The organism is Streptosporangium sp. NBC_01810, from assembly GCF_035917355.1.
Classification (GTDB): domain Bacteria; phylum Actinomycetota; class Actinomycetes; order Streptosporangiales; family Streptosporangiaceae; genus Streptosporangium.
Genome location: NZ_CP109070.1, coordinates 86,690 through 113,522, shown reverse-complemented (window position 1 = coordinate 113,522; position 26,833 = coordinate 86,690). Strand labels below are relative to the sequence as shown.

Here is a 26,833-nt window from a genome sequence, read left to right as displayed (position 1 = left end):
GTATGCGCCGGAGTTTGTCGTGGACGTTTTCCGCAGGCGTGCGTACCTGGGTGGCAGTGGCCGTCACCACGGTCGTGGCCCCAGGCCTGCTGCTGTTCCAAGCGCTTCCGGTAAGTGCTACGACACAATCGGTCGCGTTATTCCAGGGCGCCCCGGATACGCCTGACCAAATGACCGGCTCCGCGGCGGGGCTTGCGTCGCTGGTCGATTCCGCGGCGACCGCGACGGCGGTGAAGGTGAAGCCGCCCAAAGGGTCCGAGCGGGATCCCCGGCAGCGTAAGGGGGCACTGCCGATCGAGGAGCGCTCCATCGGGGATGCCGCCGAAGCAGCGGACAAGGCCGGTTCCTCCGCGGCGGCGGCGCGGAAGGCGCAGAGCACGAATGCTACGGCCAGTGTCATGCTGGCGGCGTCGGACGGCTGGTGTGACGACTATCCGACGTGGAGTTCGACCGCGAGCTACAGCTACCAGAATGTGGTCGACTACAGCACGGATCTGTGGCAGATCATCGGGTTCAGCGCACCGGTCGGCACGCCGCCTCCACTGGCCACCCATTCCTGGTTCAAGGTGGGGACCTGTTCCTTCCACCAGAATCCGACGGCCAATGTCGTGTACCCGTACGACGGGATGCTGATGGAGTCACGGACGCCAACGTTGCGGGGTGAGGGGCGCAGCAACGACACCTCCTCGGTCACGCTGATGGGCTTCACCTTCAAGGTGTGTGAGAACGCGGCGATGACGACCGGGTGCACCACCTCCGCGGTGGTGAACAACTACTGGTCGGGCGCGTGGAAGGTCCCGGCCGGCAAGCTGGCCTGGAGCAAGCAGTACTGGTGGAACGTCACCGTCACCGACACCTCCAACGGCCTGAAGACGACGTCGTCTGTGAGGACCTTCACCACCGGGGTGCGCCAGCCTGTGATCGGCTCGCAACTGGCCGCGCGGGGGTCAACGGCCAGGAGTTCCACCAGCTGCCGGGCAACTACACCACCGCGGCCACGGACCTGTCGGTGGCCACGGCCGGGCCGCCGCTGTCGGTGACGCGTTCCTACAACAGCATGGACCCGCGCACCGACGGGCTCTTCGGTGCCGGCTGGTCGACCCGCTGGGACATGAAGCTCATCCCCGAGGTGCGCGGGTCGCTGGTCTCGGTGCTGGTGACCTACCCCGACGGGCGCCAGGTGCGCTTCGCGGCCAACGGCGACGGCAGCTACCAGCCGCCGCCGGGCATGTACGCCACCCTGGCGGAGGTGACCGGCGGCGGCTGGCGGCTGATGGACAAATCCTCCACCTCCTACCTGTTCGACGCCCAAGGCCGGTTGACCAAGGTCACCGACGGACGCGGACGCACCCAGGACCTCGTCTACGGCACCGGCGGCAAGCTGGAGGAGGTCACCGCGACCGGCGGCCGGTCGTTGACGTTCGCCTGGACGGGCGCGCACGTCACCAGCGTCTCCAGCGACCCGGTGGACGGCTCCGCGATCACTTGGACCTACCACTACGAGGGCGACAAGCTGACCGCGGTATGTGCCCCCATCGCGGCGCCCAACTGCACCCGCTACACCTACGACAGCGGCTCACAGTACCGCGGCATCGTCCAGGACGCCGAACCGTACGGGTACTGGCGGCTGGGCGAGACCTCCGGGTGGGAGGCCGAGGACCTAGGCTCGGGCGCGGGCAGCGCCGAGTACAGCCAGATCGCGGCCTACGCCAAGCCCGGCGCGCTGGCGGGCACTCCGGATACGGCGGTGGAGTTCAGCACCTCCAGGGTGGATCTGCCTCAGTATGCTCTGGCGCATCTGGGCGATCAGGTGTCGATAGAGCTGTGGTTCAAGACCACCCAGTCGGGCGTGCTGATGGCCGCCACAGATGCTTACGGCTCCGTGCCGCAGGGTCCGATGCTGTATGTCGGCACAGACGGAAAGCTGCGCGGTGCGTTCAAAATGGTCAGCTCCCCCATGGCCTCCACCGCCGCGGTCAACGACAACGCCTGGCACCACGTGGTGCTGACGGTCGCCGGGGATGCCCAGGTGCTGTATCTGGACGGTACGCAGATCGGCACGATGACCGGCTCGGCCAACCCCTGGCGCCCGTACGCCGCGGTCGGCAACGGGATCGTCACTCAGGGATCGGCTCCAGGGCTGCCGACCGGGACCGGCTCCCAGGAGTTCCCGTTCAAGGGACTGGTCGACGAGGTCGCCGTCTACGGTAAGCCGCTTACCGCGGCCGAGGTGGCTTTGCACCATGCGGCGCGCGCCGAGGCCCCGCACAAGCTGACGAAGATCGAGCTGCCGTCCGGGCGGGTGTGGGCGACCAACACCTACGACACCGGCAGCGAACGCATCACCACCCACGTCGACCAGCACGGCGGCACCTGGAATCTCGGCGCTCCCGCCCATACCTGGAGCACCGGCACCTCGACGGTCACCGTGACCGACCCCAACAACAACACCCTCGGCTACGCCTACGACGCCTGGCGCGGTAACCGCCTGGTCAGCCGGACCGACCAGCTCGGTAAGATCACCGCCTACGAGTACGACACCGGCGGCTTCCCCACAAAGGTCACCGATCCCAACGGCGTCGTCACCGAGCAGGTCAACGACGCCCGCGGCAACGTCACCGCCGTCAAGACCTGCCGGGCAACAGGAAGCTGCCAGACCGGCCGCCAGACGTTCTACCACAACACCGCCGACGAGTTCGATCCGCGCAACGACCAGGTGACCATCAGCCGCGACGCCCGCTCGGCCGGCGCCACCGACAACACCTACGCCGCCACGACCGAGTACACCACTCTTGGTGACGTGGCGAAGGTGACGACCCCGGCCACCTCGGACTTCCCCAGTGGCCGCTCGGCGACCTTCACCTACACCGACGGCACCGAACCCGCCGTCGGCGGCGGCACCACCCCGGCGGGCCTGCGCAAGTCGGCCAAGGATTCCAAGGACAACGAGACGACCTACCGCTACACCGCCGCCGGTGACCTGGCCGAGCAGACCAGCCCCTCGGGGCTGAAGACCCAGCTCGCCTACGACGCGCTGGGCCGGGTGACCTCCAGCACCCAGGTGTCGGAGGCCCACCCCAGCGGGGTCACCACGACGTTCACCTACGACAACCTCGGGCGCCTGCTCACCCGGACCGAGCCCGGGGTGAAGAACGAGATCACCGACGTCACCCACACCGCAAAGACCACGCTGACCTACGACGCCGACGGCAACAGACTCACCGAGACCGTGGCCGACCTGACCGGTGGCGATCCCGCCCGTACGACCACCTACACCTACGACGCCAAGGGCCGGGTGGAGACGGTCACCGATCCGGAGGGCGGCGTGGTGCGCTCGGCCTGGGACGTCACCGGCGCCCAGACCTCGACTACCGACCCCCTGGGCACCGTCCTCACCTACGCCTACACCAAGCGCGGCGAGCCGGCCTCTACAACAATCAAGAACTGGACCGGCAGCCCGGTCAGCCCACAGGCCCCACAGGATGTGGTGCTGGAATCCCGCTCCTACGACCCCGCCGGGCGGCTGGCCGGTCAGGTCGACGCGATGGGCCGCAAGAGGGCCTACACCTACTTCACCGACAACCGCCTGTCGCAGGTGATCGGTGACGACGTCAGGTTGAACGGCTCCACCACCCCGGCCGACGTGGTACTGGAGGCCAACACCTACGACGCGGCCGGTAATCTCACCAAGCAGGTCACCGGCGGCGGGAAGGCGACCACCGACTACATCTACGACGCCGCCGGCCGTGTCACCTCCACCACGTTCGACCCGGCCGGCCTCGGGCGCAAGACCGCTTTCGAGTACGACGCGGTCGGAAACGTCACCAAGCAGACCTTCACCGGCGCGGGCACCACCCGGACCGAGTCCACGGTTTACGTCTACAACGCGCTGAACCTGGTGACCCGGCAGACCGTGGAGAACGGCGCCGACGACCTGGTCTCCACCAGCACCTATGACGACCGCGGTCTACTGACCGCGACCGTCGACCCGCGCGGCAACGCCTCCGGCGCCACCGCCGCCGACTTCACCACCACGATGCGCTACGACCTCGCCGGTCAACTGGTGGAGTCGAAGGCCCCGCAAGTGAAGATCGAAAAGAACGGGTCCGCCGCCGACGGGCGGCCCACGCTGAAGTACGGCTACAACAGTGCCGGGCTGGCGACCCACACGGTCGACGCCGAAGGCCGTACGATCACCTCGACTTTCGACAAGGCCGGACGCCTCACCTCAACGATCGCCCCGTCCTACACCCCGCCGGGTGGCAGCGCCGTCATCCCCAAGGTCAGCTTCGGCTACGACGCGGCGGGCCGCCAGACCACGGTGACCGACCCACGCAATTACGTCACCTCCACCGTCTACGACGCGCTGGGACGCCCGGCCAAGGTGACCGACCCCGGCCCTTCCGGACCGGGTGGCGTCTGGCTGGCGGAGTACGACCTGCTGGGTGAGCAGCTCGCGGTCATCGATCCCACCGGTGCGCGCGTCGAGGCCACCTACGACGATCTGGGCCGAAAGATCACCAGCACGCAGGTCGAGCGCACCCCCACCACTGCGGCGCATACCACCAGGCTGACCTACGACACCGCGGGCAACCTCACCAAAAGCGTCGCCCCCGGCCCCAAGACCACTGACTACACGGTCAACGCCGCCGGACAGGTCACAGCCGTGACCGACCCGCTCATCCACACCTCCACCGTCGCCTACGACTTCCTTGGCCGAACCGCCAAAGTGACCGACCCGCTGGGCAACGCCACCGAGGCTGAATATGACCTGGCCGCACGACAGATCGCCGCCAAGGACCTCAACAGCACCGGGACCACCATTCGCACCTTCGGCTTCGGTTACGACCTGGCCAGCAACCCGACCAGTACCACCTCCGCCGAAGGGCACGTCACCCGTCGCACCTTCGATGCCACGGACCAGATGACCTCGCTCATCGAGCCGGTCACCACCGGCACGTCGATCACGACGACGTTCGGCTACGACGCCACCGGCGCGCGCACCCGCACCACCGACGGCCGAGGCAACGCGACCTGGACCAGCTACAACACCCTCGGCCTAGCCGAGTCAATCATCGAACCATCCACCGCCGCCCACCCCAATGCCGCCGACCGGACCTGGACCAACGTCTACGACGCCTCCGGCAACACCGTCGCCACCCTGCAGCCCGGCGGAGTACGCATCGACCGCACCTTCGACCCCCTGGGCCAGGTGATCGAACAGAGCGGCAGCGGTGCCTCGGTGACCACCCCGACGCGAAACTTCACCTACGACGCCGCAGGCCGCATCACCGCGATCGGTGACTACACCCTCGAATACAACGACCGCAGCCTGCTGACCAAGGTCTCCAAGGCCACCAACCAGGTCGCCACCTACACCTACGACGCCGTGGGCAACCCTACCCAGCGCGTCGACCCGGCGGGGACGGCGAACTACACCTGGGACAACGCCGACCGGCTCAAGACCGCGAGCGACCCGGTCACCGGGCGGACCTGGACCTACGGCTACGACAACGCCGACCGACTCACCAGCAAGACTTCTGCGAGCCCGGTCAACACCCAGAGCTACGTCTACGACACCGTCGACCGCCTTACCTCCCACAGCCTGAAGAACAGCTCCGGCACCGAGCTGTCGAAGATCGTCTATGGGTGGGACAAGGACGACAATCTCACCACCAAGACCACCACCGGCACCGCGGGAGCGGGCACCAACACCTACAGCTACGACCACGCCGGACGCCTCACCTCCTGGACCGCCCCCGGCGGCGCCGTCACCGCCTACACGTGGGACGACTCGGGCAACCGCACCACAGCCGGCGCCAAGACCTTCACCTATGACGAGCGCAACCGGATCGTCTCCGGCGGCGGCACCGACTACACCTACACCCCTCGTGGCACCACCGCCACCGAGACCAAGGCCGGCGTCACCCGCGACCTCACCTTCGACGCCTTCGACCGCCTCATCTCCGACGGCGACGCCACCTACGGCTACGACTCCCTGGGGCGGATGACCTCGCGTACCAAGGGTGTCGATCAGCGACGCTTCGTCTATTCCGGCCTGGAAAACGACATCACCACCGTCGCCGACGGCGCCAACACCACCCTGGCCAAGTACGGCCGCGACCCCTTCGGCGGCCTGCTCAGCCTCCAGGAAGGGGGCACAGCCGCTCTCGGGACCATGACCGACCTGCACGACGACCTGGTCGCCACCTTCTCCGGCACCGCCCTGGTCGACTCGACCGCCTACGACCCCTTCGGCGAGGTCACCCACCGCGCCGGCACCCAGCGCGCCCTCGGCTACCAGGGCGAGTACACCGACCCGGACACCGGCAAGGTGAACATGCACGCCCGCTGGTACCAGCCCGGCACCGGCGCCTTCACCTCCCGCGACGACTGGACACTTGACCCTCAACCATCAATTCAGGCCAATCGTTACACCTATGGCAACGGTAATCCGATGGTTAATAGTGACCCTTCGGGCCATTGGAACGCTATGGATACTAGCGGAGGGAGAGGAACTTACTCGCCTCCCAGGCCTGCTACTAAGTCACCTCCCAAATCTTCCCTCGGCTCTAAAGTTATGGGGGCAATAGGCCGAGGGCTTGCCAAAAGAGTCGGACAGTATATGTTTATCGGCGGCATAGTTTACTATTCGATAAACGGAAAGCCGCTAACACTCAACAATACAAATACAAAGCTCCAGCCCAACACTAGGCCCTGGAATCCTCCGAGGCCAACAAGACCTCCCCTTACACGAGTCAAACAAACCACCACAACCGGTGGCAGTTCCGGACCCTGCACGACTTGCAAATCTACCAACTCCACACCAAAACCCCCGAATTCCCAAAAACCCCCGACCCCTAAGAAGCCTGAGCCGTACAAACCCGACTTTGATCCGAACAGTAAGGAATTCAAAAACGATCCGAACAACGGAACAGAAGATCGCGGTCCGGGATCAGGCCGAACTCCGCGCGAGTGGCAACAATACCTATGCACTCTGGGACCTTGCAGAAGTTATGGCGGCCATGTCGGCATTGAAATCAATGGCGCTACCGGCGGCGGTGCCGGCGGGGGAATTTCATGCGAGGACTGGAATCCAGGAAACTGCGGAAGAGACGCTTGCAGCGAATCCATCGGCTTTTTGTTCTCCACTTCGGTGTCCGGATGTGTGCCCAGTTCCGGCAACGATCTAGGTAACGGCACAGCTCGCCCACGTAACTTCCCCGTCCCCGATACCGGCATCGATCCCGACCGGTACCCCGACGCCCCGCCACCCCCGCCGGTGTCCTGCTCACCCTCCGGCTTCAACAGCTTCGTCCCGGGCACCAAGGTCCTGATGGCCGACGGCACCACCAAGCCGATCGAAGACATCAAGGTAGGCGACTGGGTGGTAGCCGCCGACGCGGCAACAGGACTGACCGCCGCCAGGCGCGTCAGCCACCTGATCACCGGCGACGGTGAAAAACACCTCGTCCGCATCACCGTCACTCCGGACAGAACGACCGGCAAATCCGGAACATTGATCGCCACAGATGGCCACCCGTTCTGGGTCCCCGACCTCCGCAAGTGGGTCAAGGCCGGCGAACTCCAGCCCGGCATGCTCCTACGAACCAGCGCCGGCACCTACGTCCTACTCACCGCCATCAAGAAGTGGACCGCCCCCCAACGCGTCCACAACCTCACCGTCGATGGCTTGCACACCTATCATGTCCTCGCAGGCGACCAAGCCATCCTGGTCCACAATGATAGGCGGCCAAGCCCCTGGGATTTTGTTGATGGCCCCCGCCCCGATAGGGGACAGACAGCACTGTACGTTCTGTGGGATACACATAATAACGAAATCCTAAAATGGGGAATCTACACAAACAACAACCCAAATTATTCGAGATATCCAGCAAAGGATTACATTCGAAATCGAATGCGCATGCAGATCATAAATAATTACGACACGAAGGAGGAAGCGCTCGCCGCAGAGCGTTATCTTACGAAACGTGTTCCAGGACCTTTTAATCTCGAGGATCATGCAGGTGTCATTTCGACGGACATGTCATGGGAGGGAGCCCTCGATGACGTCCGTAGAGGTGCCTGTGATTAGATGGAATCATGACACAAGAGCAAATGGATAAGTTCTGGGCTCTTATTAAGAGAGTTCGAAGTCAAAGCACAGATGAGAGCATGGCTCAGGTGCTAGCATCTGAGCTAGCTCGGCTACCTATCCCGCGAATAGTAGAGTTCCATTGTTCCATGCTTCGGGTCGCACGCGTTGCCCTAACCTGGGATCTGTGGGGGGCGGCTACAATGATACACGGAGGTTCGTGCTCCCAAGACGAGTTCTGCTACTTCCGACTCTGGATAATTGCGCAAGGTAATGAAGTGTTCTCCCGTGCCGTAAATAATCCAGACACACTGGCTAATCACTCAAAAATAATCAACCTTTCTGGAAAGAGGGTCGGCTCTAGAGCCGATAGCGACTTCCCGCAAATGGAAGAGCTTATGTATGCCGCCGAACAGGCATTTGATCATATCGTGAATAAGTTCCCCCCGAAGCGTGCGGCTCAAATAAAGTTCCCGGAGGAACTTGAAGAGAGGCCCGATGAAGTTCCCCCAGGGCAACGATGGAACTTTAGCAATAAAGGCGAGATAGGGCGACGCTTTCCACTGCTAACACGACTGTTCTCGATGGAGATACAATAGAATCTCCATATCGGCCTCGCGTTCGTTAAGCAGAATTAATAGCGAATCAAATTTCAGTCAGCACTATAACATGAAAAGCTTCATCGATTTCGACCGGCGAGAACCTATTAATTCATTTAGGGACCCCGGTAGCAATTGCGTAAAATCCAACGAATGCGCCCCCGAGCTGCTCTAATGTGTCAGTTGGTAAATACGGCGGCCGGAGTGAGTATGCCGCTGACCTTGCCCGAGTGCTCCACGTCGACGCTGATTAGCGATATCCGTTAAATTTTCGCCAATTACTACCGAGACCTCTTACGGTGGCCGATGAGCTGGACAGGTACCCGTCGCAAGCTCACCAGGAGTAAGCATTCATCAGGGCTGTGACGTTGTGTGATGCTGGCTGGTCAGTCGGCCAGAGCGATCGGGGGCATCCAGAGGTCGCCGGTGAAGGCGCGGCGGATGGCGTCGAAGGCGCTCAATCCATGCTTGCGGGCCGAGTCGAGGTAGGAGCGGACGGTCAGCCAGGCGGCGGCGCCGGTCTCGGACTGGTGGCAGCCGGAGATCTTCACCTGGGTCTTGACCGGGCGGAGCGCGCGTTCGCCGGTGTTGTTGGTGAAGGGCACCAGGCCGGGCAGGTCGGCGAAGCGCAGCACGTCGGTGCCGCGGTCGCGCAGGCGCTCCAGCAAGTTGCGGGTCGGGCTCTGTTTACGACCTGGTGCTCGTGGGTGCAGGGACAGCCCGACGGCGACCCCTTGATGGAAGGACTCCAGGTAGACCAGCGCGCGCTCCGGCGGGATGTCGCTCAAGCCCTGCTCGCGCGCTTTCCTGGCCTGCTTGTTCAACTCCGCCAGGGCCCAGCGGACTTGCACCGGCCAGCGCTGGGCAGGGTGATCCTCGGCCGCGGCCGTCAACTCCCGCACCAGGTGGGCACCGCAGAGCCGGTGCCGGGCATCGGGGTATCCGTCATACAGAGCGAGGCAGTCGTGGACCACCACACCGCGAAAGTCGGGCAGCACGCCCAGCGCGTTGGCACCCTGCCGGGAGCGTGGCCCCAGCTTGAGCAGGGTCAGCCTTTCGGTACAGGCCACATGCAGCCACCTGCGGCCGCTGCCGATTCGGGTAGTGGTCTCATCGGCGTGCAGCACGTGCCCCAGCGTCAGCAGCGCCCGGATCAGTTTCAGACTGTCGGCCACCAAGGTGGCTGCCTGGCCCAGCACGCTCGACACCCATCCGGTCGAGACGTTCGCGCCGGTTACATCGGCGATCAGCTGAGCACAGCGTTGGACCGGGATGTGCTGGAAGACCAGCAAGTAGACCGCCAACGCTCGCAGGTGCGGCCCGTAGGAGACGGGCGCGCCGGGCACCTGCTCCGGCATCGCCGCCCTGCTCGTCGTGCCGCACGCGCATCGGCATCTGTGTGCCCGGTGCTCGGTGACGGTCGCCGTGACCAGGGGAATGTCCCACACCTGGCGGCGTTCGAAGCCCGTGCTGTCGGCCAGGCTCAGCCCGGACCCGCATCCATCGCACCGCACGGGCAGGTGATCATCCACCGTGTCCGGGCATTCGATCAGCGCCAACCCGCCACCGGATGATCCCGGCCGGCCGCCGCGTCGCCGTCCGCTCTTGGGCACCGGCTTCTTCTCCGGCCGGGTGAACGTGTCGGCCGAGGGCGGCAGCGAGGAGTTGCCCGAGTTGCGGCCCAGCCTCGTTCCAGCTCGGCCACCCGAGCCGTTAACCGCTCGTTCTCGGCTCGCAAGTCGGCGATGAGCCGCGCCTGCTCCACGACCAGGGCGGCAAGCTCGTCATACGACGGACGCCCATCCCCAGCCTGCACCCGAAGATCATCCCACGGCCAGCAGACCGCTTTCACCTCGTACTCGATCTTGAACCTGTTGAATGCTTACCACCAGGAGCACGCGCTGTACAACCTCAAGGCCTCTTATGTGACTGACCTGATACCGTCGACGCCAGGCCGGGAGGTTGGCCGCCGTCGGCCCCCGAGGGAGCAGCAGTTCAGGCGATCAGGCAGAAGCCCTCGGCGATCAGGTCCTGCTCCCGGAGTCGGGTGAAATCCACGTCCAGCTTCGGGCTATATCTCTCTTTGCCAGCGCTGGACGTACGACAAGGGGTCTACGCACCCCCTGAGCGGTCTCCCGGTGTCCGGCATCGGCAGGGCGCCATCACCAGCGTGCGGGTGGTCTTGTCCAGATGAGCCACCGTCTTCGATCCCAGGAAGGCGGCGACCGCGGAGTCCGACCAGGTGCGGTGCTCCCAGGCCGGTGGCGGCTTGGCGGGCCGTAGGGGGATTCGGCGGGCTCGTGCTCGACGCCGACCCAGCCCCGGCCGTGGCATAACGGACAGGCGATACGCAGGCGGCTCAGACGCCGGCCTCCTTCTCCCTCGCATTCGGGTCAGGTGATCGGGTCGGTCATTGCCGTCCCGTCCCAGCGCACGAGGTGCAGGGCACCCAGACGCTCTGCTTCATGCTGCTGCCGTTACGGTCGATCCACCCCCGTTCGACGATCAGGGCCGGGCCGTCTGCGCCCGGGCGGCGCCACTGCACGCTCACCGAGCGGTCGGGGTGGGTCGCGGTGATGATACCGCGGTAGCCATTGAGCACGTCCGCACGCCGTGTTTGGAAGGAAGTTAATTAGGCCGTTAGTCAGCAGCCCAGGTTGTCGAATCCTCCGCTTTTGATACCGCGGATGAATGACCGCCACTCGCTGCTCGCGAAACACAGCACAGGCCCATTCGGGTCCTTACTGTCTCGTATGGCGCGGCCTCCACCTGGAAGATCTGCCGCCTCTATACAGTTGTCCTGTTGAGCACTTTTACTGCTCTTGTGCCAAGTGAGCTCAGGGGAGATTTGATCCACGGTTGTCGCCTCTACGTCGGAGTCATGCTGTCGGCTTCAGACCGCTTCTATCGTTGATTGGTAAAGGTCCTCGAATCTTCGGACCGCTGCGGTGTCCGCGAAAGGGCGGAGGCGGGAGCGGATGAGCTCTATGCGGTCGGTGACGCGGGCTGAGTTGACCTTGACCGCCAGGTTCAACGACTTCGAGGCTGCCGCTGTGGCCTGCTCGATCTCGCGGGCCTGGGCGTAGGCATCGGCGAGCCAGCTCAGGTAGAGGGAGATTTCCCGCGCGCGCGTGGCGTCGTAGCTGTCGATGCCCTGGGTGAGGAACGGTTCTGCCTTGAGCGGGCGGCCGAGTTCGGTGAAGCACCGGCCGGCCATCACGTCGACCTCGCCCCGGTCCAGCCAGTAGACCCACTTCGGGTCCTCATCGCCCTCTTGGTGTTGCTCGAACACCTGATCAACCTCGCCAAGCGCCCGTTCGGTGATCGCCGAGTCACCCGCCTTGGCGTGCGCCCAGGCCACTCGTTCCAGCAGCAGGGCACGGGTGAGCGGGGTGCTTGATCGCTCGGCGCCCTTGACCGCCGTACGGGCCATCATGGCCGCCTCTCGGGGATCACCCACGTTGGCCATCTGATAGCTCAACGAGGACAGCAGATTGGCCGCCGTCGGCCCATCTCCGGCGACATGCGCGGCTTGGATGCCTTTGACGTAGTAAGTCCGAGCGCGACCGTACAGTCCAGCGTCAGAGGTCACCCATCCCGCGAGCTGGCAGAGCTCTCCCACAGCCTTCAGGAGTCGGCGGCCCACGTCCTCGCTGTAGGCGGCCTCCCTGGCGACCGTGGCGGTGGCCTCCAACTCCTGGGAGACGAGCGCGTGCAGGTCCGTGCCGCCCACGTAGTCATCGAGGTGCCGCAAATGGTCGACCCGGGTCTCGATCTTGTCGATCAGTGAATGACCGATACGACGTCCTGACCGGATCTCATGGAGCTGCGGCGGCTCCACGATCAGCCACTCGTGGGCGACGCGAAGCGCGGACTCCTCCGACATGGCCTCGCTCTCGGCGACCAGCCCGGCGGCCATCGCCTTGTTGCTCTCTCGCGTCCAGCCGTCACTGAACAGCGTCAGGCGATCGCCGTTCATGCTCGGCGGGGTGACGCCCAATCGCTTGGCACGGGACAGCACGACCGCCTGGTCCAGCACGGCCAGCGGGAGGTCCAGCACGATGCTTAACCACGGCAGCCAGGCCAAGGGCAACCGCCTGCCGCGTTCCCAGCGGGAGACCTCGTTACGAGTGATCGTGGACTGTCCGGACACCCGGGCGAGCCGGTCGGCGAGGCTCGCCTGCGTAAGGCCCTTGGCCTGCCGGGACTGCTTGATCAGTTCCTCAATCGTCAGACCCTCCACGCCCTGGCTCCTTTCGCTCACCATCTGTAGGCCAGGAAGCGGCCCCCTCGCGACTGATCTGGCCTTCAAGGCGGCCCCTCGGCGCAGGCCCCCACGAGGCTCCTTTCATCGTCACTCACCTGCGCTTCTCTTGAAAGGAAATTACACAGAGTTACTCAATCTCACTGGGAGAAGATATGCCGGGCGACCCCCCACTGGTGATCACCATGGATCCGTGCCAGGCCGCCGAGCTTCCGCAACACACGTCGCGGGACGACGGATACGACCGGGCGCCGCGTGCGCTGGCGTTGCGGTTTACCGGGTGGTGCCTCTGGTACGGCAAGGCCACCGGACACTGGTGGGCGCTCTCCCCCGTCTGGTGCAGGCAGCGCATCGGCCTGATCGAGGCCGACACCCCCGCCGAACTGGCCGCCCAGATGCAGCACATCGAGAACTTCCACCCCCACCTCGCCCCCGACCAGCCCAACCGCCCCCTCTCAACGAAAGAAGCCCCGCACCCCGGGGGCAGCACGGACGTCAAGGTCGCCGGGAATCCCGAGCACAACGGGATCGCGAGCACGGGAGGTGACCGAGATGGCAACGCGCCTGCTGTCCGCACTCGTCGGCGTACTCGCTGACCGCTTCCGTACACCAGCCGACAGCGCCATGCGGTCACCGCACCTGGGCCGAATCCCCGGCTGGTCAGCGCCTCTGGGCCACACGCCCGTCATCTCCCAACGGTTCGCGGCCACCCCCGACCAGGTCAGACCCGCACGCGTCTTCGTCGCCGAACTCCTCGGCGACGACCACCCGCTCCGCGACGACGCCGTACTCCTCACCAGCGAACTCGCCACCAACGCCGTCGAGCACTCCAGCGGACCGCTCGATGCCCGACCGGCCGACACCGGACCGCGCGACGCGGAACCGGTCGCCCGGCCCCGGGAGTTCGTCGTCACAGTGGCCTTCCTCCCCCACGGCGTACTGATCACCGTCCAGGACCCCGGCGTCTCGGAGGTCCCCTGTACGAGGAAGCCCGGCCTGAACGCCACCGGCGGCCGAGGACTCATGCTCGTCAACGACCTCGCCACCCGCTGGGGATTTCACCGCGACTTCACCGGAACCGTCATCTGGTTCGAACTCGGCTCATTCGGCCTGGCCGAATGAGCGGTGACAAAAGATCGGACCGACAAGACGCCTGTCAGCATTGGCGGTTTTAAGGAGCGTGAAGTGATGTTCTTCGATCCCGTACCGACGGAACAGGAACCCATCGCCCGACCTGAGCTCCCGCCATGGTCCGCGCCGCCCTCGCAGGAGATCGGAGCGGTGCTCGCGGTCGAGCGGGTGGTGGCCCGGAGTGCGAACGTCGTGGTGCTCCTGCCGACGATCCGGGTCTTCAGCACCGGCTGCATGCTGGATGTGGAGGTCGTGTCCAAGCAGGGTGACCTGTCCGCCGAGGACTGGTGGTACGTGCAGCTGGCCGGGGCCCCGATCGCCCAGGCGTTCGGGCGCGGCAGCCGACCGGACTCGCTGTTGCGGCTGGGCGTGCGGTTCGCCGACGGCACGAAGGTCACCACCCTCGAATGGGCACGAAGCCCAAAGAGCGCCTCCGGCGATCCGCCGGCCGGGCCTCTGCTGTCCTGGCTTCCGATGGGCAGCGGCATGCGCGGCGGCGAGTTCGGATTCAACAGCTTCGGGCTGTGGCTGTGGCCGTTGCCCCCGGCCGAGAACTTCGAGTTCGCCGTGGAGTGGCCGCTGGGCGGCGTCGAGCTGACGACCGTCGAACTCGACGGCACGGCCATCGTCTCCGCCTCCGTCCGCTCGGCGCACTACTGGTCGGACTCCAACGGGTAGAGCCGTTCACCTGAGCGAGGGGGAGCGGGTTACGCGGTGTGAGTGTCGGTGCCGCGCTTCGTCTACGGCCTTCTCTCCGCCGGAGTCCGCGACGATGTCCGCGCGGATGTCGCTCCAGCTGGGAAAGCCTGAAGCGCGCATTTGCCGCAGCAGTATTCGTGAGTCTCACGGCATGTTGGTCGCGTCAGGTGCTCTCGATCGGATCGGAGACCTGCCCGCCGTTCTCCTCGTGCGAGGCCTTATGTTGTGAGGTCGGCACCACGATCTGTTCGGTGTCCTTGTTACGAGTCACCCAGAGGTAGACCAGCGCGCCGATGAACAGCACGATCGAAGTCCACTGGTTGATCCGCAGCCCCAGGAGCGTCACCGCGTGGTCCACCCCACCGACCGGGTCGATCCGCAACCCCTCGATCCAGAACCGTCCGAACGTGTAGCCGACGACGTAGAGGGCGAAAAGGCGGCCGTGGCGCAGCGTGAATCGCCTGCCGGCCAGGATCAGTCCGAAACCGAGCGCCGCGTCCCACAGCGACTCGTACAGGAACGTCGGATGGTAGAGCACGCCTGGCTCGCCGCCGTGCGCCTGGTCGATCTCCAGGCCCCACGGCAACGTGGTTGGACTACCGTACAGCTCCTGGTTGAACCAGTTGCCCCAGCGGGCGATCGCCTGCCCGAACGCGATGCCGGGCGCGACCGTGTCGGCCACGGCGCCCAGGGACAGCCCCCGGCGGCGGCAGGCCAGCCACACGCCCAGGCCTCCCAGGGCGACCGCACCCCAGATGCTGAGCCCGCCTTCCCAAACGAACAGCGCCTGGTAGGGCTCCTTGATCGCGCGCGGGCCGAAGTAGGTCTGCCAGTCGGTGATGACATGGTAGAGGCGAGCCCCGATCAGGCCGAAGATCACTGCGGGGACCGCGATGTCGCCGATCGTGCCCTTCTCGCCGCCGCGAGCGCGCCAGCGGCGCTCGCTCAGCCAGATGCCGAAGCCGATCGCGATGATGAAGCACAATGCGTAGGCCCGGATCGGGATGAATCCGAGATGCCAGACCCCTTCGGAAGGACTGGGAATCGAGGCGAGAGGCATGCCGGTGAGGCTAGCCAACGCGAGGCCACTTGGCCGCCTTCGTGACCTGATCGCGAACCTTCTGCGACGTGACGCGGCGTAGCCGAACCGGTGCGGCATCCGATGGCCGTTCGGTTGCTGCTCAACCCCCGCCGCCGCCCAGCGAGGCGAGATCGCCGATGCTCAGGTGGGCGTTCAGGTCGAGGCGTACCTCGCCTCACCGTAGGGCAGAGTGGCCCTGTGATTCGCCGTCTTCTTTCCCCCCGCGGCCTTCGGACTCGTCATACTGACCGGCTGTAGGTCGAGAAGCGGCCTCCCCCGTTCTCCGAGAACGCGAACCGGCCCCGGATGAGACGGAAAATCTCGTCCGGGGCCGGCTGGGGAATCGCTAGAGCAGGCCGTTCTGGGTGAGCCAGTCCTTGGCGACCGCTTCGGCGTCGTCCTTGTCGATCGCGACGCGCTTCATCAGCGCGACCAGACCGGCGGTGTCGAGCTTGGCGGAGACCGCGTCGAGGGTGGTCTTCACCGTGTCGTTCACGCCCGCCTTGTTGACCAGAGGGGCGATGTTCTCGGCGGCGAAGGCGTTCTTGTTGTCCTGGAGGGAGACCAGGTCATTGATGATGATCTTCGGGTCGGTGGTGAAGACGTTGCCGACCTGGACGGTGCCGTCCTTGATGGCGTCGGCGGTGGCGTCGCCGGTCTTCTTCCACTCCTTGAACTCCAGGCCGTAGGTGTCCTTGAAGTTCTTCTCCTGGCGGCTCTTGAACTCCGGCGGGCCGCCCACCGCGTAGTTCTTGGCGACCTTGACCAGGTCCTCGATCGTGGTGAGACCTTCCTTGGTGGCGGTCTCCTTGCTGACGGTCAGCGAGTTGTTGTCCTCGGCCGCGGCGGGCGTCAGCACCTCCAGCTCGGCCGGGAGCTTCTCCTTGAGCGCGGCGACGACGTCGTCCTTCGACTTCGCCGTGGCGGTGTTGTCGACGAAGGCGAGCAGCGAGCCGATGTACTCCGGCAGGATGGTCAGGCCGCCGCTCTTGACCTGGTCGTACAGGACCTCGCGGCTGCCGATGTTGAACTTCTCCTCGACCTGGACGCCCTTGGCGGCCAGGGCCTGCGAGTAGATCTCGCCGAGCAGGACGTTCTCCGGGAAGTTCGCCGACCCGATGATGACCTTCCCCCCGGCCGCCGGCTCGGAGGCGGACCCGGATTCGGCGGGAGCCGGGGACGCGCTGGTGAGGGGGTCTCCGCCGCCGCATGCGGTAAGTGTGAGCGCCGCGGACAGGAGGATCGCCGCGGTGCTGAACAGGCGCTTCATGGTGCTATTCCCTTCCAAAACGGGGGGTAATGGAGACTATCGGATGGTCTGGCGCTCGCTCACCCCCGGGGAGACCGTTGCGCGCTGTACCAGGGTGAACCCGAGCTGAACGAGCAGCGCCAGCAGTGCTACGAGAACCGCTCCGCCGATCGTGCTCGGGAAGTTCTTGGTCGCGAGACCGTCGATGATGAAGCGGCCGAGGCCGCCCAGGCCCACGTACGCGGCCACCGTCGCGGTCGCCACCACCTGGATGGCGGCCAGCCGCAGGCCGAGCAGGATGAGCGGCAGCGCGACCGGCACCAGCACCCGGCCGAGCACCTGGCCGCCCCGCAGTCCCATCCCGTACGCGGCGTCGCGCAGGTCCGGGTCCACCCCGCGGATGCCCTCGTAGGTGTTGACCAGGATGGGCGGCACGGCCAGCGCCACCAGCGGGATCAGCACCGGCAGGATGGTGCCGACCCCCATCAGCAGCACGATGAGGACGAGCAGGCCGAGCGTCGGCAGGGCGCGGGCCGCGTTGGCGATGGAGACCACCAGCAGGGCGCCCCGGCCGGTGTGGCCGATCAGCAGCCCCAGCGGGAGCGCGATCAGCATGGCCAGCAGCAGCGAGAGCCCGGCGAACTCCAGGTGTTCGAGCAGCCGGACGGGAATCCCGTCCGGGCCCGACCAGTTGACCGGGTCGCCAAAGAAGTCGATCAGCCAGTTCACGCGGTCCCCCTCGTCCACGGGGTGATGGGAGTCCCGCTGGATCGCTGAGCAGACATACGGCTTCCGGCGAGGCGGCGCCTGGAAATCCGGCGCACCGCACCGACCTGGTCACTCAAAAGGTCGATCAGCCGGTTCACGCGGACCCCCTTGCCCGCGACCATGGGGTGAGCAGGCGCTGCGCCAGGATCAGCAGCAGGTCGGCGACCCCGGCGAGCACCACGACCAGCACGATGCCGACCACGATCGGGGTGTAGAACTGCCGCTGCCAGCCGTCGATGAACAGGTAGCCGAGCCCGCCCCTGCCGACCAGCGCGCCGACGCTGACCAGGCTGACGCTGGCGACCGTGGCCACCCTGAGCCCGGCCAGCACGACCGGCACCGCGATCGGCAACTCGACCTGGAGCAGCCTGCGCAGCGGGGTGAAGCCCATGGCCACCGCAGACTGCCGTACGTGGTCGGGGACCGAGCCCAGCCCGTCGACGACCGCCGGGATCAGCACCGCCATGGCGTAGAAGGTGAGCGGGACCATCACGGTCAGCCGGGTCGCGAGGCCGGTGACCGGGATGAGCACGATGAAGACGGCCAGCGAGGGCAGCGAGTAGATCACGTTCATCACGCCGACGGTCGGCTGGTAGAGCCAGCGCCAGCGGACTCCGGCCAGCCCGAGCGGGAGCGCGATGAGCAGCCCGACGACGATCGGCACCAGGGCCATCACGATGTGGTCCGCCAGCAGGCCCTGGATCGTGGGCCAGTTGCGCCCGATCCAGTCCCAGCGGACCAGGGGTTCCTCACTCACCCGCGTCCCCCGTGCCTCCCGCGCCCGCACCGGTACTCCCCGCGCCCCCTGCGGACCCGCCGGAACCTCCCACGTTCCCGACGGACCCGCCGACGCTTCCTGCCACCTCGGCCAGCGCCTCGTCCAGGGCCTCGCGGGTGGCGACGCCCACGGCCCTGCCCTCGCCGTCCACCGCGATGGCGTTGCCCGAGGGCGACAGCAGCGTCGCGTCCAGCGCGCCGCGCAGCGAGTCGCGCCCGCTGACGAACGTCCCGTACGGCGCGAGCTCCACGTCGGCGGGGATACCGCCGGACTCGGGCAGGTCCCTGGCCGCGATCCAGCCCAGCGGCCGGTTCCCCGCGTCCAGCACGGCCAGCCACGGCTCTCCCCCGGCACGCGCCGAGGCCGACGCGGCGTCGGTGGAGACCGGGACGAGCAGGTCGGTGCGGAGCCGTATCCCCTCGGCCGAGACGAACGACAGCCGCCGGATGCCCCGGTCGCGGCCGAGGAACTCGCGGACGAAGTCGTCGGCGGGCCTGGCCAGCAGCGTCGCGGGGTCGTCGAGCTGGGCCAGGCGGCCCCCGACGCGGAGGACGGCCACCCGGTCGCCGAGCTTGACCGCCTCGTCGATGTCGTGGGTGACGAACACGATGGTCTTGTTCAGCTCGGCCTGGAGCCGCAGCAGCTCCTCCTGCAGGCTGGTCCGGACGATCGGGTCGACCGCGCTGAACGGCTCGTCCATCAGCAGCACGGGCGGGTCGGCGGCGAGCGCGCGGGCCACGCCGACGCGCTGCTGCTGGCCGCCGGAGAGCTGGAAGGGGTAGCGGTCGGCCATCTTCAGGTCGAGTCCGACCCGCTCCAGCAGTTCCATCGCCCGGTCGCGGGCCTTCTTCTTTTCCCAGCCGAGCAGCAGGGGAACCGTCGCCACATTGTCGACGATCTTGCGGTGCGGAAAGAGCCCGGCCTGCTGGATGACGTAGCCGATGCCCCGGCGTAGCGTCGGCGGGTCTATGGTCTTGACATCGACGCCGTCCAGGAGGATCCGGCCCTCCGTGGCGTCGATCATTCTGTTGATCATGCGGAGGGATGTCGTCTTGCCACACCCCGAGGGTCCGACGAAGACGGTGATCTCCCCGGTGGGCACCTCAAGGCTCAGGTTGTCCACCGCTACGGTGCCGTCGGCGTAGCGCTTGGTGACACCGTTGAATGTGATCATGCGCAACCTCGTGTTTTCACCGGGTTACGGCCTCCCTGCCCCAGCCGCCCCCCTAATCTGGCCCAAGTCAGCCTATGCCCCACTTCTCCGATCTGTCTTCCCGGATTTGTCCGGTAGATCGACATGTGTATTTCTCACGAAAAGGGCATTCGGTAGTGCGGGAGGTGCCCATGACTTGACATGATTACCCACATTGCTGGAGTTAATCCCTCTGGCCCCGTACGTCACAGGCTTCACAGGCTTCACAGGCTTCACAGGCTTCACAGCCACCCCACTCTTCACCACGCTCGACGAACCACCAGAGGAACCGGTCTCGTGACCCAACCGCTCCTCGGTCAACGCTCGCGCGACGAACTGGTCGCCGAGCTCTACGACCGCCACGCAGCAGGGCTGTACGCCTACTCCCACGACCAGCTGGGCGACGCGGACTCGGCCTTCGACGTCCTGGTGACCGTTCTGTCCAGCGTCACGGACACCCACCCCCCGCGCGCCGCGCTGTACGCGCTCGCCCGTCGCGAGATCTCCCTGCGCGACATCATCTACTCGCCCCCCGTCACCAGCCTGGATCCCGTCCCCACCCTCATCGAGCGCGTCCTGAGCGAGCTGCGCACCCACCAGCGTGAGGTGCTGTACCTGTCGGGCGTGTGTGAGATGAACGCCGCCGAGCTGTCCTGGGTGCTCGATGTGGCCGTCGACACCGCCGACGAGCTGACGGTGAGCGCCTGCCGCAGGTTCGCCCAGTCGCTGGGCTCCGCCCTGGCCTCGGCCCGGATCCCCGCGCACCTGGCGGAGGTGTTCGGCGCCCTCGCCGTCGCCCCGGTCCGTGACGTGCTCATCCTCGCCCCCTGGGTCACTCCTCCCTCCGGGCTGCGCGCCGCCGTGCTCGGACCGCGGGCACCGGTCGTTCCCATCGCCAGGCGGTCAACATCCCCGCTGGTCAGGCAGCTGTGGCCGACGTCGCCCGGATGGCCGCCGCCGTCCACGGAAAACGGCGCCCCAACCGGCGCCTCGGCGTTTCCCGCGCCGGACCACATGGCGGACGACCGCTTCCCCGACCCCTTCGCGCCGAGGGACCCCGACACGGTCTCCACCCACGAGGCCAGCACCGAGCCGATGCCCAAGCTCGGCAACTCGGTGCTCACCGCCCTGGACACCGCGACCCTGCGGCCTCGCCGCCGGCTCCAGCGCCCCAAACCGCGCCGGGCCATGCCGATGTCGGCCCCCATCCCCGGGGACGTGCTGGACGACGCCCCCGTACGGGAGAGCCTGTTCAGCCCGCTCAGCCCTGAGGAACGGGCGACCCGCATCCACACCGACAGGCTCGTTGCCGCCGCGCCCCGCCCCGAGGCCGCACCCGTCGATGCCTCGCCTGTCGATCCCTCGTCCGTCGATCTCGCACCCGTCGAGACGCCCGGGGCTCTGTCCGCCGATGCCCCTCACCCGCCCTTCGCGGGCGCCCCGGTTCCCGGACAGTACGGGGACGTGCTGGGGGATGTACTGGACGATGTGCCCGCCGCGCACCCGCACCCCGCCGAGCACCCCGCCGAGCACCCGCTCCCCGGCTGGCCCCTGCAGACCGACCAGCTCGACGCCCTCTCCGACGCCGAGCGCCACCGGCCTCTCTTCCCCGTCAGGGCCGCACGGGTGGAGACCCCTGACAGCGGCACCGGTCGCGTGCAACCGCCGATGCCCACCTGGGCCACACAGGCACAGACCGCCGACCCCGAAACCGGTCGCGTGCAACCGCCGATGCCCACCTGGGCCACACAGGCACAGACCGCCGACCCCGAAACCGGTCGTGTACAACCGCCGATGCCCACCTGGGCCACATCGGCGGCCGACCCCGTTCAGCCTCCCGCGGTCAACTGGTTCGCGGACGCCGCCCCCTCCGGCACCGAAACCGGCACCGAAACCGGCACCGGGACCGGGACAGGAACAGAGACCGGCACTGGAAGCGCCCCCCAGACCACCGACGAGACCCCGGACGAGACTCCGGATGAGACCTCGACGGCCCTCCCCAACTGGTCTCCGCGGCCGGACCATCTCAGCACCTCGGCGGGCCGTGCCCAGCTTCGCCTGCCCAGCTGGATCATGCGGGTCGACGAACCGGGTGACGCCCCGCTCCACACCGTGCCCCCGAACTACACCGCTCCTCCGGACCACACCCCGGCGTCGCACTACGCGCAGTGGAGCGAGCCGGCGACCGCGCCGGGAAGCGATTCGGGTGCGGAGCCGGCGGGGACCGACGAGGCCGGGACGGCGTGGGCGTCGGAGAGCGGACTCGACCTTTCCGGACGGACCGGATCCCGCAGGCGCGCGGGCCGCCGGGCGGCACGCAGTCACAAGGTGCCGGCGAAGGTCTCCCACCACGACTGGGCCTGGGAAGTGATCGGCTTCATCATCGCGGTGGCGATCGCCATGATCGTCTTCTTCGCGGTACCGATGATCACGACCCCCTAGTTCCTCTTCCGGCCCTTCGAGCACCCGATCTCCGCGGGTAGTCGACGGGCCGGACGGGAATCCCGCTGCCGTTCCCCTGATCTTCGCGGAACAGCGGACGGGAGGCGGACGGGAAGCCGGTGGTATCGCCGAGGGGCGTCCGGTCGCGGCGCGGCCCTCTGGAGCAGCGTTAGGTGGCGGCGCGGCCCTCTGGAGCGGGTCAAAGCCAGCGGTCGGTGGCGGCGCGCCAGGCCAGTTGCATGCGGGTCTGGGCTCCGGCGAGTTCCATGATGTTCGCGACGCGTCGCCGCATGGTCCGCTGGCTGATTCCCAGCCGGGTGGCGATCGACTTGTCCGGCACGCCCGCGACCAGCAGCGAGAGCAGGTAGAGGTCGTCGGGGCCGAGCGGGCAGGGCGTCGTCCCCTCAGGGAAGTCGTCGCCCTTGATGAGGTGGCCGCCCTCAGTGAAGCCTCCGCCCTCAGTGAAGCCTCCGCCAGTGAAGCCGCCACCCTCGATGAAGCCGCCACTCTCAGTGAAGCCGCCACCCTCGATGAAGTCGTCGCCCTCGATGAAGCCGTCGCCCTCAGTGAAGTCGCCACTCTCAGTGATCCGAGGCGGCGTCGCCCGCGCCCAGTAGCCCTCGAACGGGTGGTCGAACTGCTCCCGGAGCGCGACGTGGTTGGGCAGGACCTCGACCAGCAGGCCCGCGTCGCGGCGGCGGGCGTTGTCCCTGTACTCCTCGGACAGTCGCTCCACCTCGCGCCGCGCCCGGTCAAGCGCCTGCTGGTGGCGGAGAAGCTGCGAGCCCAGCACGATGTCCGGTGCCACGGCGGTGAACCGCCGCCTGCCGGGAGAGACAGTCCTGACCAGTCCCCTGACCCGCATGGAGACCAGCACCGTCTCCGCCGTCTCGGCATCGATGCCCAGGTTCCCGATGAGGTCGGTGACGTCCGCCTCCGCGGTGGTCACCAGGAACCGGTAGACGCGCTCCTCCACAGGATCGAGCCCGAGGGGTTGCAACATGTCGCAATGATGGCACCCCAAACGCCGATAAAAGTTACATCTAATAGCTAACTGGGCGGAATGCGCTTTGGTGAGCCGGTGGTGCACGAGGTTTCCCGCACTTGGAACGCGCCCGGCCCGCGATGCCGGAACTCAACGACCGAACAGGTTGCGACAGCGATCCGTCAAGGCTGGCATCACGATAACTCTTAGGAAATTTTCCTAAGAGAAATATCGGGTTGGCGGCCCCCGCCTAGTGGGAGACCCACCCGATCCAAACGTGAGCTGCGCGAACGCGATGACGCAGGCCGGCACCGCACCAAAGTCCGACCGTCCGGACACCCCAAACCATCCGGTTTCCCCCATGGGAGTGATCTAGTGTTGAGACAGCGCATCATGGCAACCCTCGCCGCCCTGGCGGTCACGGGCGTGCTCGCGGTCGTCCTGCCGATGTCCTCTGCCTCCGCCGAGAGCTGCGCGGCCGCATGGAACTCCTCGGCCGTCTACACCGGCGGCATGACCGCCTCGTACAACAGCCGCAACTGGTACGCGCAGTGGTGGACCCAGAACGAGACCCCGGGCACCGCCGCCGTCTGGACCGACAAGGGCACCTGCGGCGGCACGCCGCCCACCGGCCGCGCCCTTCCCGCGCTCCCCCTTCCCTTGTTCGCCTTTCCTCCGTTCCCCCTTCCTCCGTGCCGCCATCCGGCGGTTACGGACTGCGACACCAGGCAATACCGTGGGTAATGCTATAGTCACGCTTCGCTATGGAAATCATCAGTGGATTGCCGCGTCACGTGGCTTGCGTGATGGATGGGAACGGGCGGTGGGCCGCGCAGCGATCGCTGCCGCGCACCGCAGGCCACGAGGCGGCAGAGGCCGCCGTAATCGACGCCATCGAGGCGGCACGCTCGGCCGGCATCAAGTGGCTGAGCCTGTACGCCTTCTCCACCGAGAACTGGCGGAGGCCGGCGGGCGAGGTCGACATCCTGATGAGGCTCGTGCGCCGGACCATCCGCAAGCATGCGCCGGCGTTGCACGCGCGAGGTGTCCGGTGCAGGTTCCTGGGCATGACCGATCCGCGGATCCCGCCACTGCTGGCTCAGGACATCGCCGATCTGATGACGCTCACCAATGACAACAGGCGAATGACGCTGACGATCGCCTTCGATCACGGGGGACGTCGCGACATCGTGGAAGCCGCCCGTTCACTGATCCACGCCGCCGTACCCGCCGAGCAGGTCACCGAGGCCACCTTCGCCCGGCATCTCCCATACTCCGACACACCGGATGTGGACCTGGTCATTCGTACCTCGGGAGAGCAACGGATCTCCAACTTCATGCTCTGGCAAGTGGCCTACGCCGAATGGGTCTTCCCGCAGGTTCTATGGCCCGACTTTCGCGCGACCCACCTCTGGGAATGCCTTGACACCTACCGGCGGCGCCAGCGCCGATTCGGCGATGTCCGCCAGCCGACCGCCACGACGGGAGAGGGACTTCGATGAACCAGACCACCGCTGAGGAGACCGCCGACGCCTTCGGTCCGAACTCGATGCTGCACCGCCTCGCCAACGAGGCACGCTGGGGCCTTGCGGTGGCCCGCGCCACGGTTCTGGAAGCAGCACACCCGCAGATCGGCGCGGCGTTGATCAGAAACTCGACGTTCGTGACGCATCCGTGGCGGCGTCTGCGCAACACCATGGTGAGCACGCAGCGGATGCTCGACCCGGACCGGCACGTTCGCAGCCGGGAGGCGGCTCGCCTCAACCGCCTGCACGCCCGCATCTCGGGCACCGACCCGCAAGGCCGCCGCTACGACGCGATGGACGCCGAAGCACGCGCCTGGGTGGTGGCGACCCTGTTCGAGTCGGCGGTGACGATGTATCGGCTGAGCGGTGAGTCGCTCGACAGGCCCGCGATGGAACAGCTCTACGCCGAGTTCCGGACGCTCCTGGCCCTGCTCGAGGGCAACAGCGACCAGCTTCCCGCGACGTTGCAGGAGTTCTGGCCCTACTACGACGACATGATCGACCATCGCCTGGAGAGCACCGAGGCGGTGCGCGTCATCATCTACCGGCTCTTCGCCAATGTGCCCGCGCCGCCCCTGCTGCGCGGCCATCCCGCGGTGTGGGCCGCGGGCCGGGCCGTGGCAGGCCCGGTGGCCGCCGCGGTCACCATCGCGTCGCTGCCGGAATCCTTCTGCCGACGTGCCGCCCTGCCTGACCTTCCAGGGGCGCGGGTGCTCATGCACGCGGCCTACCTGACCACCGGGTTCGCCACCCGCCTGCTTCCAAACAGCTGGGTGCACGTCGGCTCGTTCATGAGCCTGCTGGATCCCGACCACGCCGGTGGTTCCGGACCGTGGGAGAACGTACGCCGCAAGGCCGACCAGGCCGCGGCCATGCTCAGACTCATCACCCCGGCTCCCGACGAGGTCAGTCAGGCCACACGCTCGGCTGACCAGTTCTTCGCCGAGGTCCTGGACCAGACCGGCGACGGCTACCTCGGCTGGCCCGACCTGGCCGCCATGGCCAGGGAGATCGCCACTCGGCTCGACCTGGATGAACAGGGCGAGGAGCGGCTTTACAACGCCTACGCCGCCTGGTGGCGGGAGTTGCAGACCAATCTCGACGCCGACGGCGACGGACGCGTCACGCGTCAGGAATACGCCACCTCAGCTGCCTCTCTGCCCAGCTCCGGACTGGTCAGGATCGCCGACGTGCTGTTCGACGTCACCGACGTCGACGACGACCAGAAGATCGACGCCCAGGAGTATCAGACGTTGTTCCGCACGGCCTTCCACCGAGATCTGACCGGCAGAGACGACAGCTACTCGCGCAGCGCTTTCGTCAGGCAGTTCCTATCCTTCATGTCCGGGCAACAGCACTCGGTCGCCTACACCTCCCTCCTGTCCTAGTGGCCCCACACCGAACGTTGACCGGGAAACCCGCAGCGGGGAACAGACGTTCCGGCCCGGAAAAGCCCGGTCAAGGTTCGGAGACGCCCCACTAGCCAGGGGGCAGACCGAGTAAGCCGGAGAGGGCTGATACGGGTCCGGCCGAGGTGCGACCAGAAGCCGCCGCGAGCGGCGCCGGGTCACTCCGCCGACAGGACAAGCCCGCTGGTCGGCACGCCCGTGCCCGCGGTGACCAGCACGTTGCGTACCGAGGCGAGCTGGTTGGCCGAGGTGCCGCGGATCTGCCTGACGGCCTCGGCGATACCGTTCATCCCGTGGATGTACGCCTCGCCGAGCTGGCCGCCGACCACCCCCATCTCCGGCAGGCCCGTCATGTCGTCCCGGTAGTAGCTGGTCATCGTCATCTGGTCGGCGCCCGCGCCCTGGGCGGCGGCGGTGATCAGCGCGGGTGACCTGCGCAGATCCCTGGCCCGCTCGGCGGAGGTGACCACCAGCGCCACCGCGCCGTCGCTCTCCTGACAGCAGTCGAGCAGGTGCAGCGGCTCCGCGATCCACTTCGACGCCTGGTGCTCCTCCAGCGTGATCGGGCGCCCGTGGAACCAGGCGTCCGGGTTGGTGGCGGCGTGCCTGCGCAGC

The 26,833-nt window shown here is 66.8% G+C and carries 20 protein-coding genes and 1 pseudogene; 10 read left to right on the top strand and 11 right to left on the bottom strand.

Annotated elements, in window-relative coordinates; all coding sequences use genetic code 11:
- Positions 1-2: 2 nt before the first annotated feature.
- The 3 genes from OIE13_RS00520 to OIE13_RS36515 are packed head-to-tail and all read left to right on the top strand — an operon-like array spanning position 3 to position 8,694.
- Positions 3-1,040: a hypothetical protein gene (locus OIE13_RS00520; protein ID WP_326644218.1), complete on the top strand. Its 1,038-nt coding sequence runs from the start codon at positions 3-5 to the stop codon at positions 1,038-1,040.
- Positions 1,010-8,095: a polymorphic toxin-type HINT domain-containing protein gene (locus tag OIE13_RS00515; protein ID WP_326829381.1), complete on the top strand. Its 7,086-nt coding sequence runs from the start codon at positions 1,010-1,012 to the stop codon at positions 8,093-8,095. The genes OIE13_RS00520 and OIE13_RS00515 overlap by 31 nt, the downstream gene beginning before the upstream one ends.
- Before the next feature lie 8 nt (positions 8,096-8,103).
- A complete protein-coding gene (locus OIE13_RS36515; protein WP_442816034.1) occupies positions 8,104-8,694 on the top strand; it encodes a DUF4240 domain-containing protein in 591 nt (196 codons plus the stop codon).
- Between the two features lie 386 nt (positions 8,695-9,080).
- Here OIE13_RS36515 and tnpC read toward each other — a convergent pair whose 3' ends face one another.
- The 4 genes from tnpC to OIE13_RS00495 form a co-directional block, all read right to left on the bottom strand.
- Positions 9,081-10,307: an IS66 family transposase gene (gene tnpC, locus OIE13_RS00510; protein ID WP_442816032.1), complete on the bottom strand. Its 1,227-nt coding sequence runs from the start codon at positions 10,305-10,307 to the stop codon at positions 9,081-9,083.
- A gap of 797 nt (positions 10,308-11,104) precedes the next feature.
- Positions 11,105-11,296 (bottom strand): hypothetical protein, encoded by a 192-nt coding sequence (locus tag OIE13_RS00505; protein ID WP_326644222.1) that lies wholly within the window; start codon positions 11,294-11,296, stop codon positions 11,105-11,107.
- Positions 11,297-11,338: 42 nt separating this feature from the next.
- On the bottom strand, positions 11,339-11,551 hold the full coding sequence (locus OIE13_RS00500) for a DUF397 domain-containing protein (protein WP_326644224.1): 213 nt from the start codon (positions 11,549-11,551) through the stop codon (positions 11,339-11,341).
- 36 nt (positions 11,552-11,587) lie between these two features.
- Positions 11,588-12,937 carry a helix-turn-helix domain-containing protein gene (locus OIE13_RS00495; RefSeq protein ID WP_326644225.1) on the bottom strand — a complete coding sequence of 450 codons (1,350 nt, stop codon included), beginning with the start codon at positions 12,935-12,937 and terminating at the stop codon, positions 11,588-11,590.
- Positions 12,938-13,113: 176 nt separating this feature from the next.
- On the opposite strand from OIE13_RS00495, the gene OIE13_RS00490 reads away from it, so the two are divergent.
- From OIE13_RS00490 to OIE13_RS00480, 3 genes are all read left to right on the top strand, one after another.
- A complete protein-coding gene (locus OIE13_RS00490; RefSeq protein ID WP_326644227.1) occupies positions 13,114-13,554 on the top strand; it encodes a hypothetical protein in 441 nt (146 codons plus the stop codon).
- The gene (locus OIE13_RS00485; protein ID WP_326644229.1) at positions 13,511-14,080 is read left to right on the top strand and encodes an ATP-binding protein; all 570 of its coding nucleotides are present in this window, start codon (positions 13,511-13,513) and stop codon (positions 14,078-14,080) included. Before OIE13_RS00490 ends, OIE13_RS00485 begins: the two co-directional genes overlap by 44 nt.
- A gap of 66 nt (positions 14,081-14,146) precedes the next feature.
- Complete coding sequence (locus OIE13_RS00480; protein ID WP_326644231.1) at positions 14,147-14,767, top strand: hypothetical protein; 621 nt, start codon at positions 14,147-14,149, stop codon at positions 14,765-14,767.
- Between the two features lie 184 nt (positions 14,768-14,951).
- Here the strand turns inward: OIE13_RS00480 and lgt are convergent, their stop codons facing one another.
- The 5 genes from lgt to OIE13_RS00455 all read right to left on the bottom strand — a co-directional run bounded on the left by lgt (position 14,952) and on the right by OIE13_RS00455 (position 19,838).
- The gene (gene lgt, locus OIE13_RS00475) at positions 14,952-15,848 is read right to left on the bottom strand and encodes a prolipoprotein diacylglyceryl transferase (protein WP_326644233.1); all 897 of its coding nucleotides are present in this window, start codon (positions 15,846-15,848) and stop codon (positions 14,952-14,954) included.
- A gap of 367 nt (positions 15,849-16,215) precedes the next feature.
- Positions 16,216-17,139 (bottom strand): ABC transporter substrate-binding protein, encoded by a 924-nt coding sequence (locus OIE13_RS00470; RefSeq protein WP_326829380.1) that lies wholly within the window; start codon positions 17,137-17,139, stop codon positions 16,216-16,218.
- A 36-nt stretch (positions 17,140-17,175) separates the two neighbouring features.
- A complete protein-coding gene (locus OIE13_RS00465) occupies positions 17,176-17,847 on the bottom strand; it encodes an ABC transporter permease (protein WP_326829379.1) in 672 nt (223 codons plus the stop codon).
- Between the two features lie 133 nt (positions 17,848-17,980).
- The gene (locus OIE13_RS00460) at positions 17,981-18,643 is read right to left on the bottom strand and encodes an ABC transporter permease (RefSeq protein ID WP_326644238.1); all 663 of its coding nucleotides are present in this window, start codon (positions 18,641-18,643) and stop codon (positions 17,981-17,983) included.
- Entirely contained in the window at positions 18,636-19,838 is a 1,203-nt protein-coding gene (locus OIE13_RS00455) for an ABC transporter ATP-binding protein (RefSeq protein WP_326644240.1), read from the bottom strand. Before OIE13_RS00455 ends, OIE13_RS00460 begins: the two co-directional genes overlap by 8 nt.
- 315 nt (positions 19,839-20,153) lie before the next feature.
- Here OIE13_RS00455 and OIE13_RS00450 point away from each other — a divergent pair, with 315 nt between their 5' ends.
- On the top strand, positions 20,154-22,298 hold the full coding sequence (locus OIE13_RS00450) for a hypothetical protein (protein WP_326829378.1): 2,145 nt from the start codon (positions 20,154-20,156) through the stop codon (positions 22,296-22,298).
- Positions 22,299-22,497: 199 nt separating this feature from the next.
- Here the strand turns inward: OIE13_RS00450 and OIE13_RS00445 are convergent, their stop codons facing one another.
- Positions 22,498-23,301: a helix-turn-helix transcriptional regulator gene (locus OIE13_RS00445; protein WP_326829377.1), complete on the bottom strand. Its 804-nt coding sequence runs from the start codon at positions 23,299-23,301 to the stop codon at positions 22,498-22,500.
- Positions 23,302-23,676: 375 nt separating this feature from the next.
- On the opposite strand from OIE13_RS00445, the gene OIE13_RS00440 reads away from it, so the two are divergent.
- From OIE13_RS00440 to OIE13_RS00430, 3 genes are read left to right on the top strand one after another with little or no spacing between them, the layout of a single operon-like run.
- Entirely contained in the window at positions 23,677-24,027 is a 351-nt protein-coding gene (locus OIE13_RS00440; protein ID WP_326644245.1) for a carbohydrate-binding protein, read from the top strand.
- A 20-nt stretch (positions 24,028-24,047) separates the two neighbouring features.
- The gene (uppS, locus tag OIE13_RS00435) at positions 24,048-24,785 is read left to right on the top strand and encodes a polyprenyl diphosphate synthase (protein ID WP_326644247.1); all 738 of its coding nucleotides are present in this window, start codon (positions 24,048-24,050) and stop codon (positions 24,783-24,785) included.
- On the top strand, positions 24,782-26,197 hold the full coding sequence (locus OIE13_RS00430) for an EF-hand domain-containing protein (RefSeq protein ID WP_326644249.1): 1,416 nt from the start codon (positions 24,782-24,784) through the stop codon (positions 26,195-26,197). Before uppS ends, OIE13_RS00430 begins: the two co-directional genes overlap by 4 nt.
- A 179-nt stretch (positions 26,198-26,376) precedes the next feature.
- Here OIE13_RS00430 and OIE13_RS00425 read toward each other — a convergent pair.
- Positions 26,377-26,832, bottom strand: a pseudogene (locus tag OIE13_RS00425) (lipid-transfer protein); the annotation flags it as partial.
- Between the last annotated feature and the right edge of the window lies 1 nt (position 26,833).

Bases quoted from the DNA above. Each gene is read 5' to 3' on its own strand.
- OIE13_RS00520 (WP_326644218.1), top strand. From the start codon at position 3: ATGCGCCGGAGTTTGTCGTGGACGTTTTCCGCAGGCGTGCGTACCTGG.
- OIE13_RS36515 (WP_442816034.1), top strand. From the start codon at position 8,104: ATGACACAAGAGCAAATGGATAAGTTCTGGGCTCTTATTAAGAGAGTT.
- OIE13_RS00490 (WP_326644227.1), top strand. From the start codon at position 13,114: ATGCCGGGCGACCCCCCACTGGTGATCACCATGGATCCGTGCCAGGCC.
- OIE13_RS00485 (WP_326644229.1), top strand. From the start codon at position 13,511: ATGGCAACGCGCCTGCTGTCCGCACTCGTCGGCGTACTCGCTGACCGC.
- OIE13_RS00480 (WP_326644231.1), top strand. From the start codon at position 14,147: ATGTTCTTCGATCCCGTACCGACGGAACAGGAACCCATCGCCCGACCT.
- lgt (WP_326644233.1), bottom strand. From the start codon at position 15,848: ATGCCTCTCGCCTCGATTCCCAGTCCTTCCGAAGGGGTCTGGCATCTC.
- OIE13_RS00470 (WP_326829380.1), bottom strand. From the start codon at position 17,139: ATGAAGCGCCTGTTCAGCACCGCGGCGATCCTCCTGTCCGCGGCGCTC.
- OIE13_RS00455 (WP_326644240.1), bottom strand. From the start codon at position 19,838: ATGATCACATTCAACGGTGTCACCAAGCGCTACGCCGACGGCACCGTA.
- OIE13_RS00445 (WP_326829377.1), bottom strand. From the start codon at position 23,301: ATGTTGCAACCCCTCGGGCTCGATCCTGTGGAGGAGCGCGTCTACCGG.
- OIE13_RS00440 (WP_326644245.1), top strand. From the start codon at position 23,677: ATGGCAACCCTCGCCGCCCTGGCGGTCACGGGCGTGCTCGCGGTCGTC.
- uppS (WP_326644247.1), top strand. From the start codon at position 24,048: ATGGAAATCATCAGTGGATTGCCGCGTCACGTGGCTTGCGTGATGGAT.
- OIE13_RS00430 (WP_326644249.1), top strand. From the start codon at position 24,782: ATGAACCAGACCACCGCTGAGGAGACCGCCGACGCCTTCGGTCCGAAC.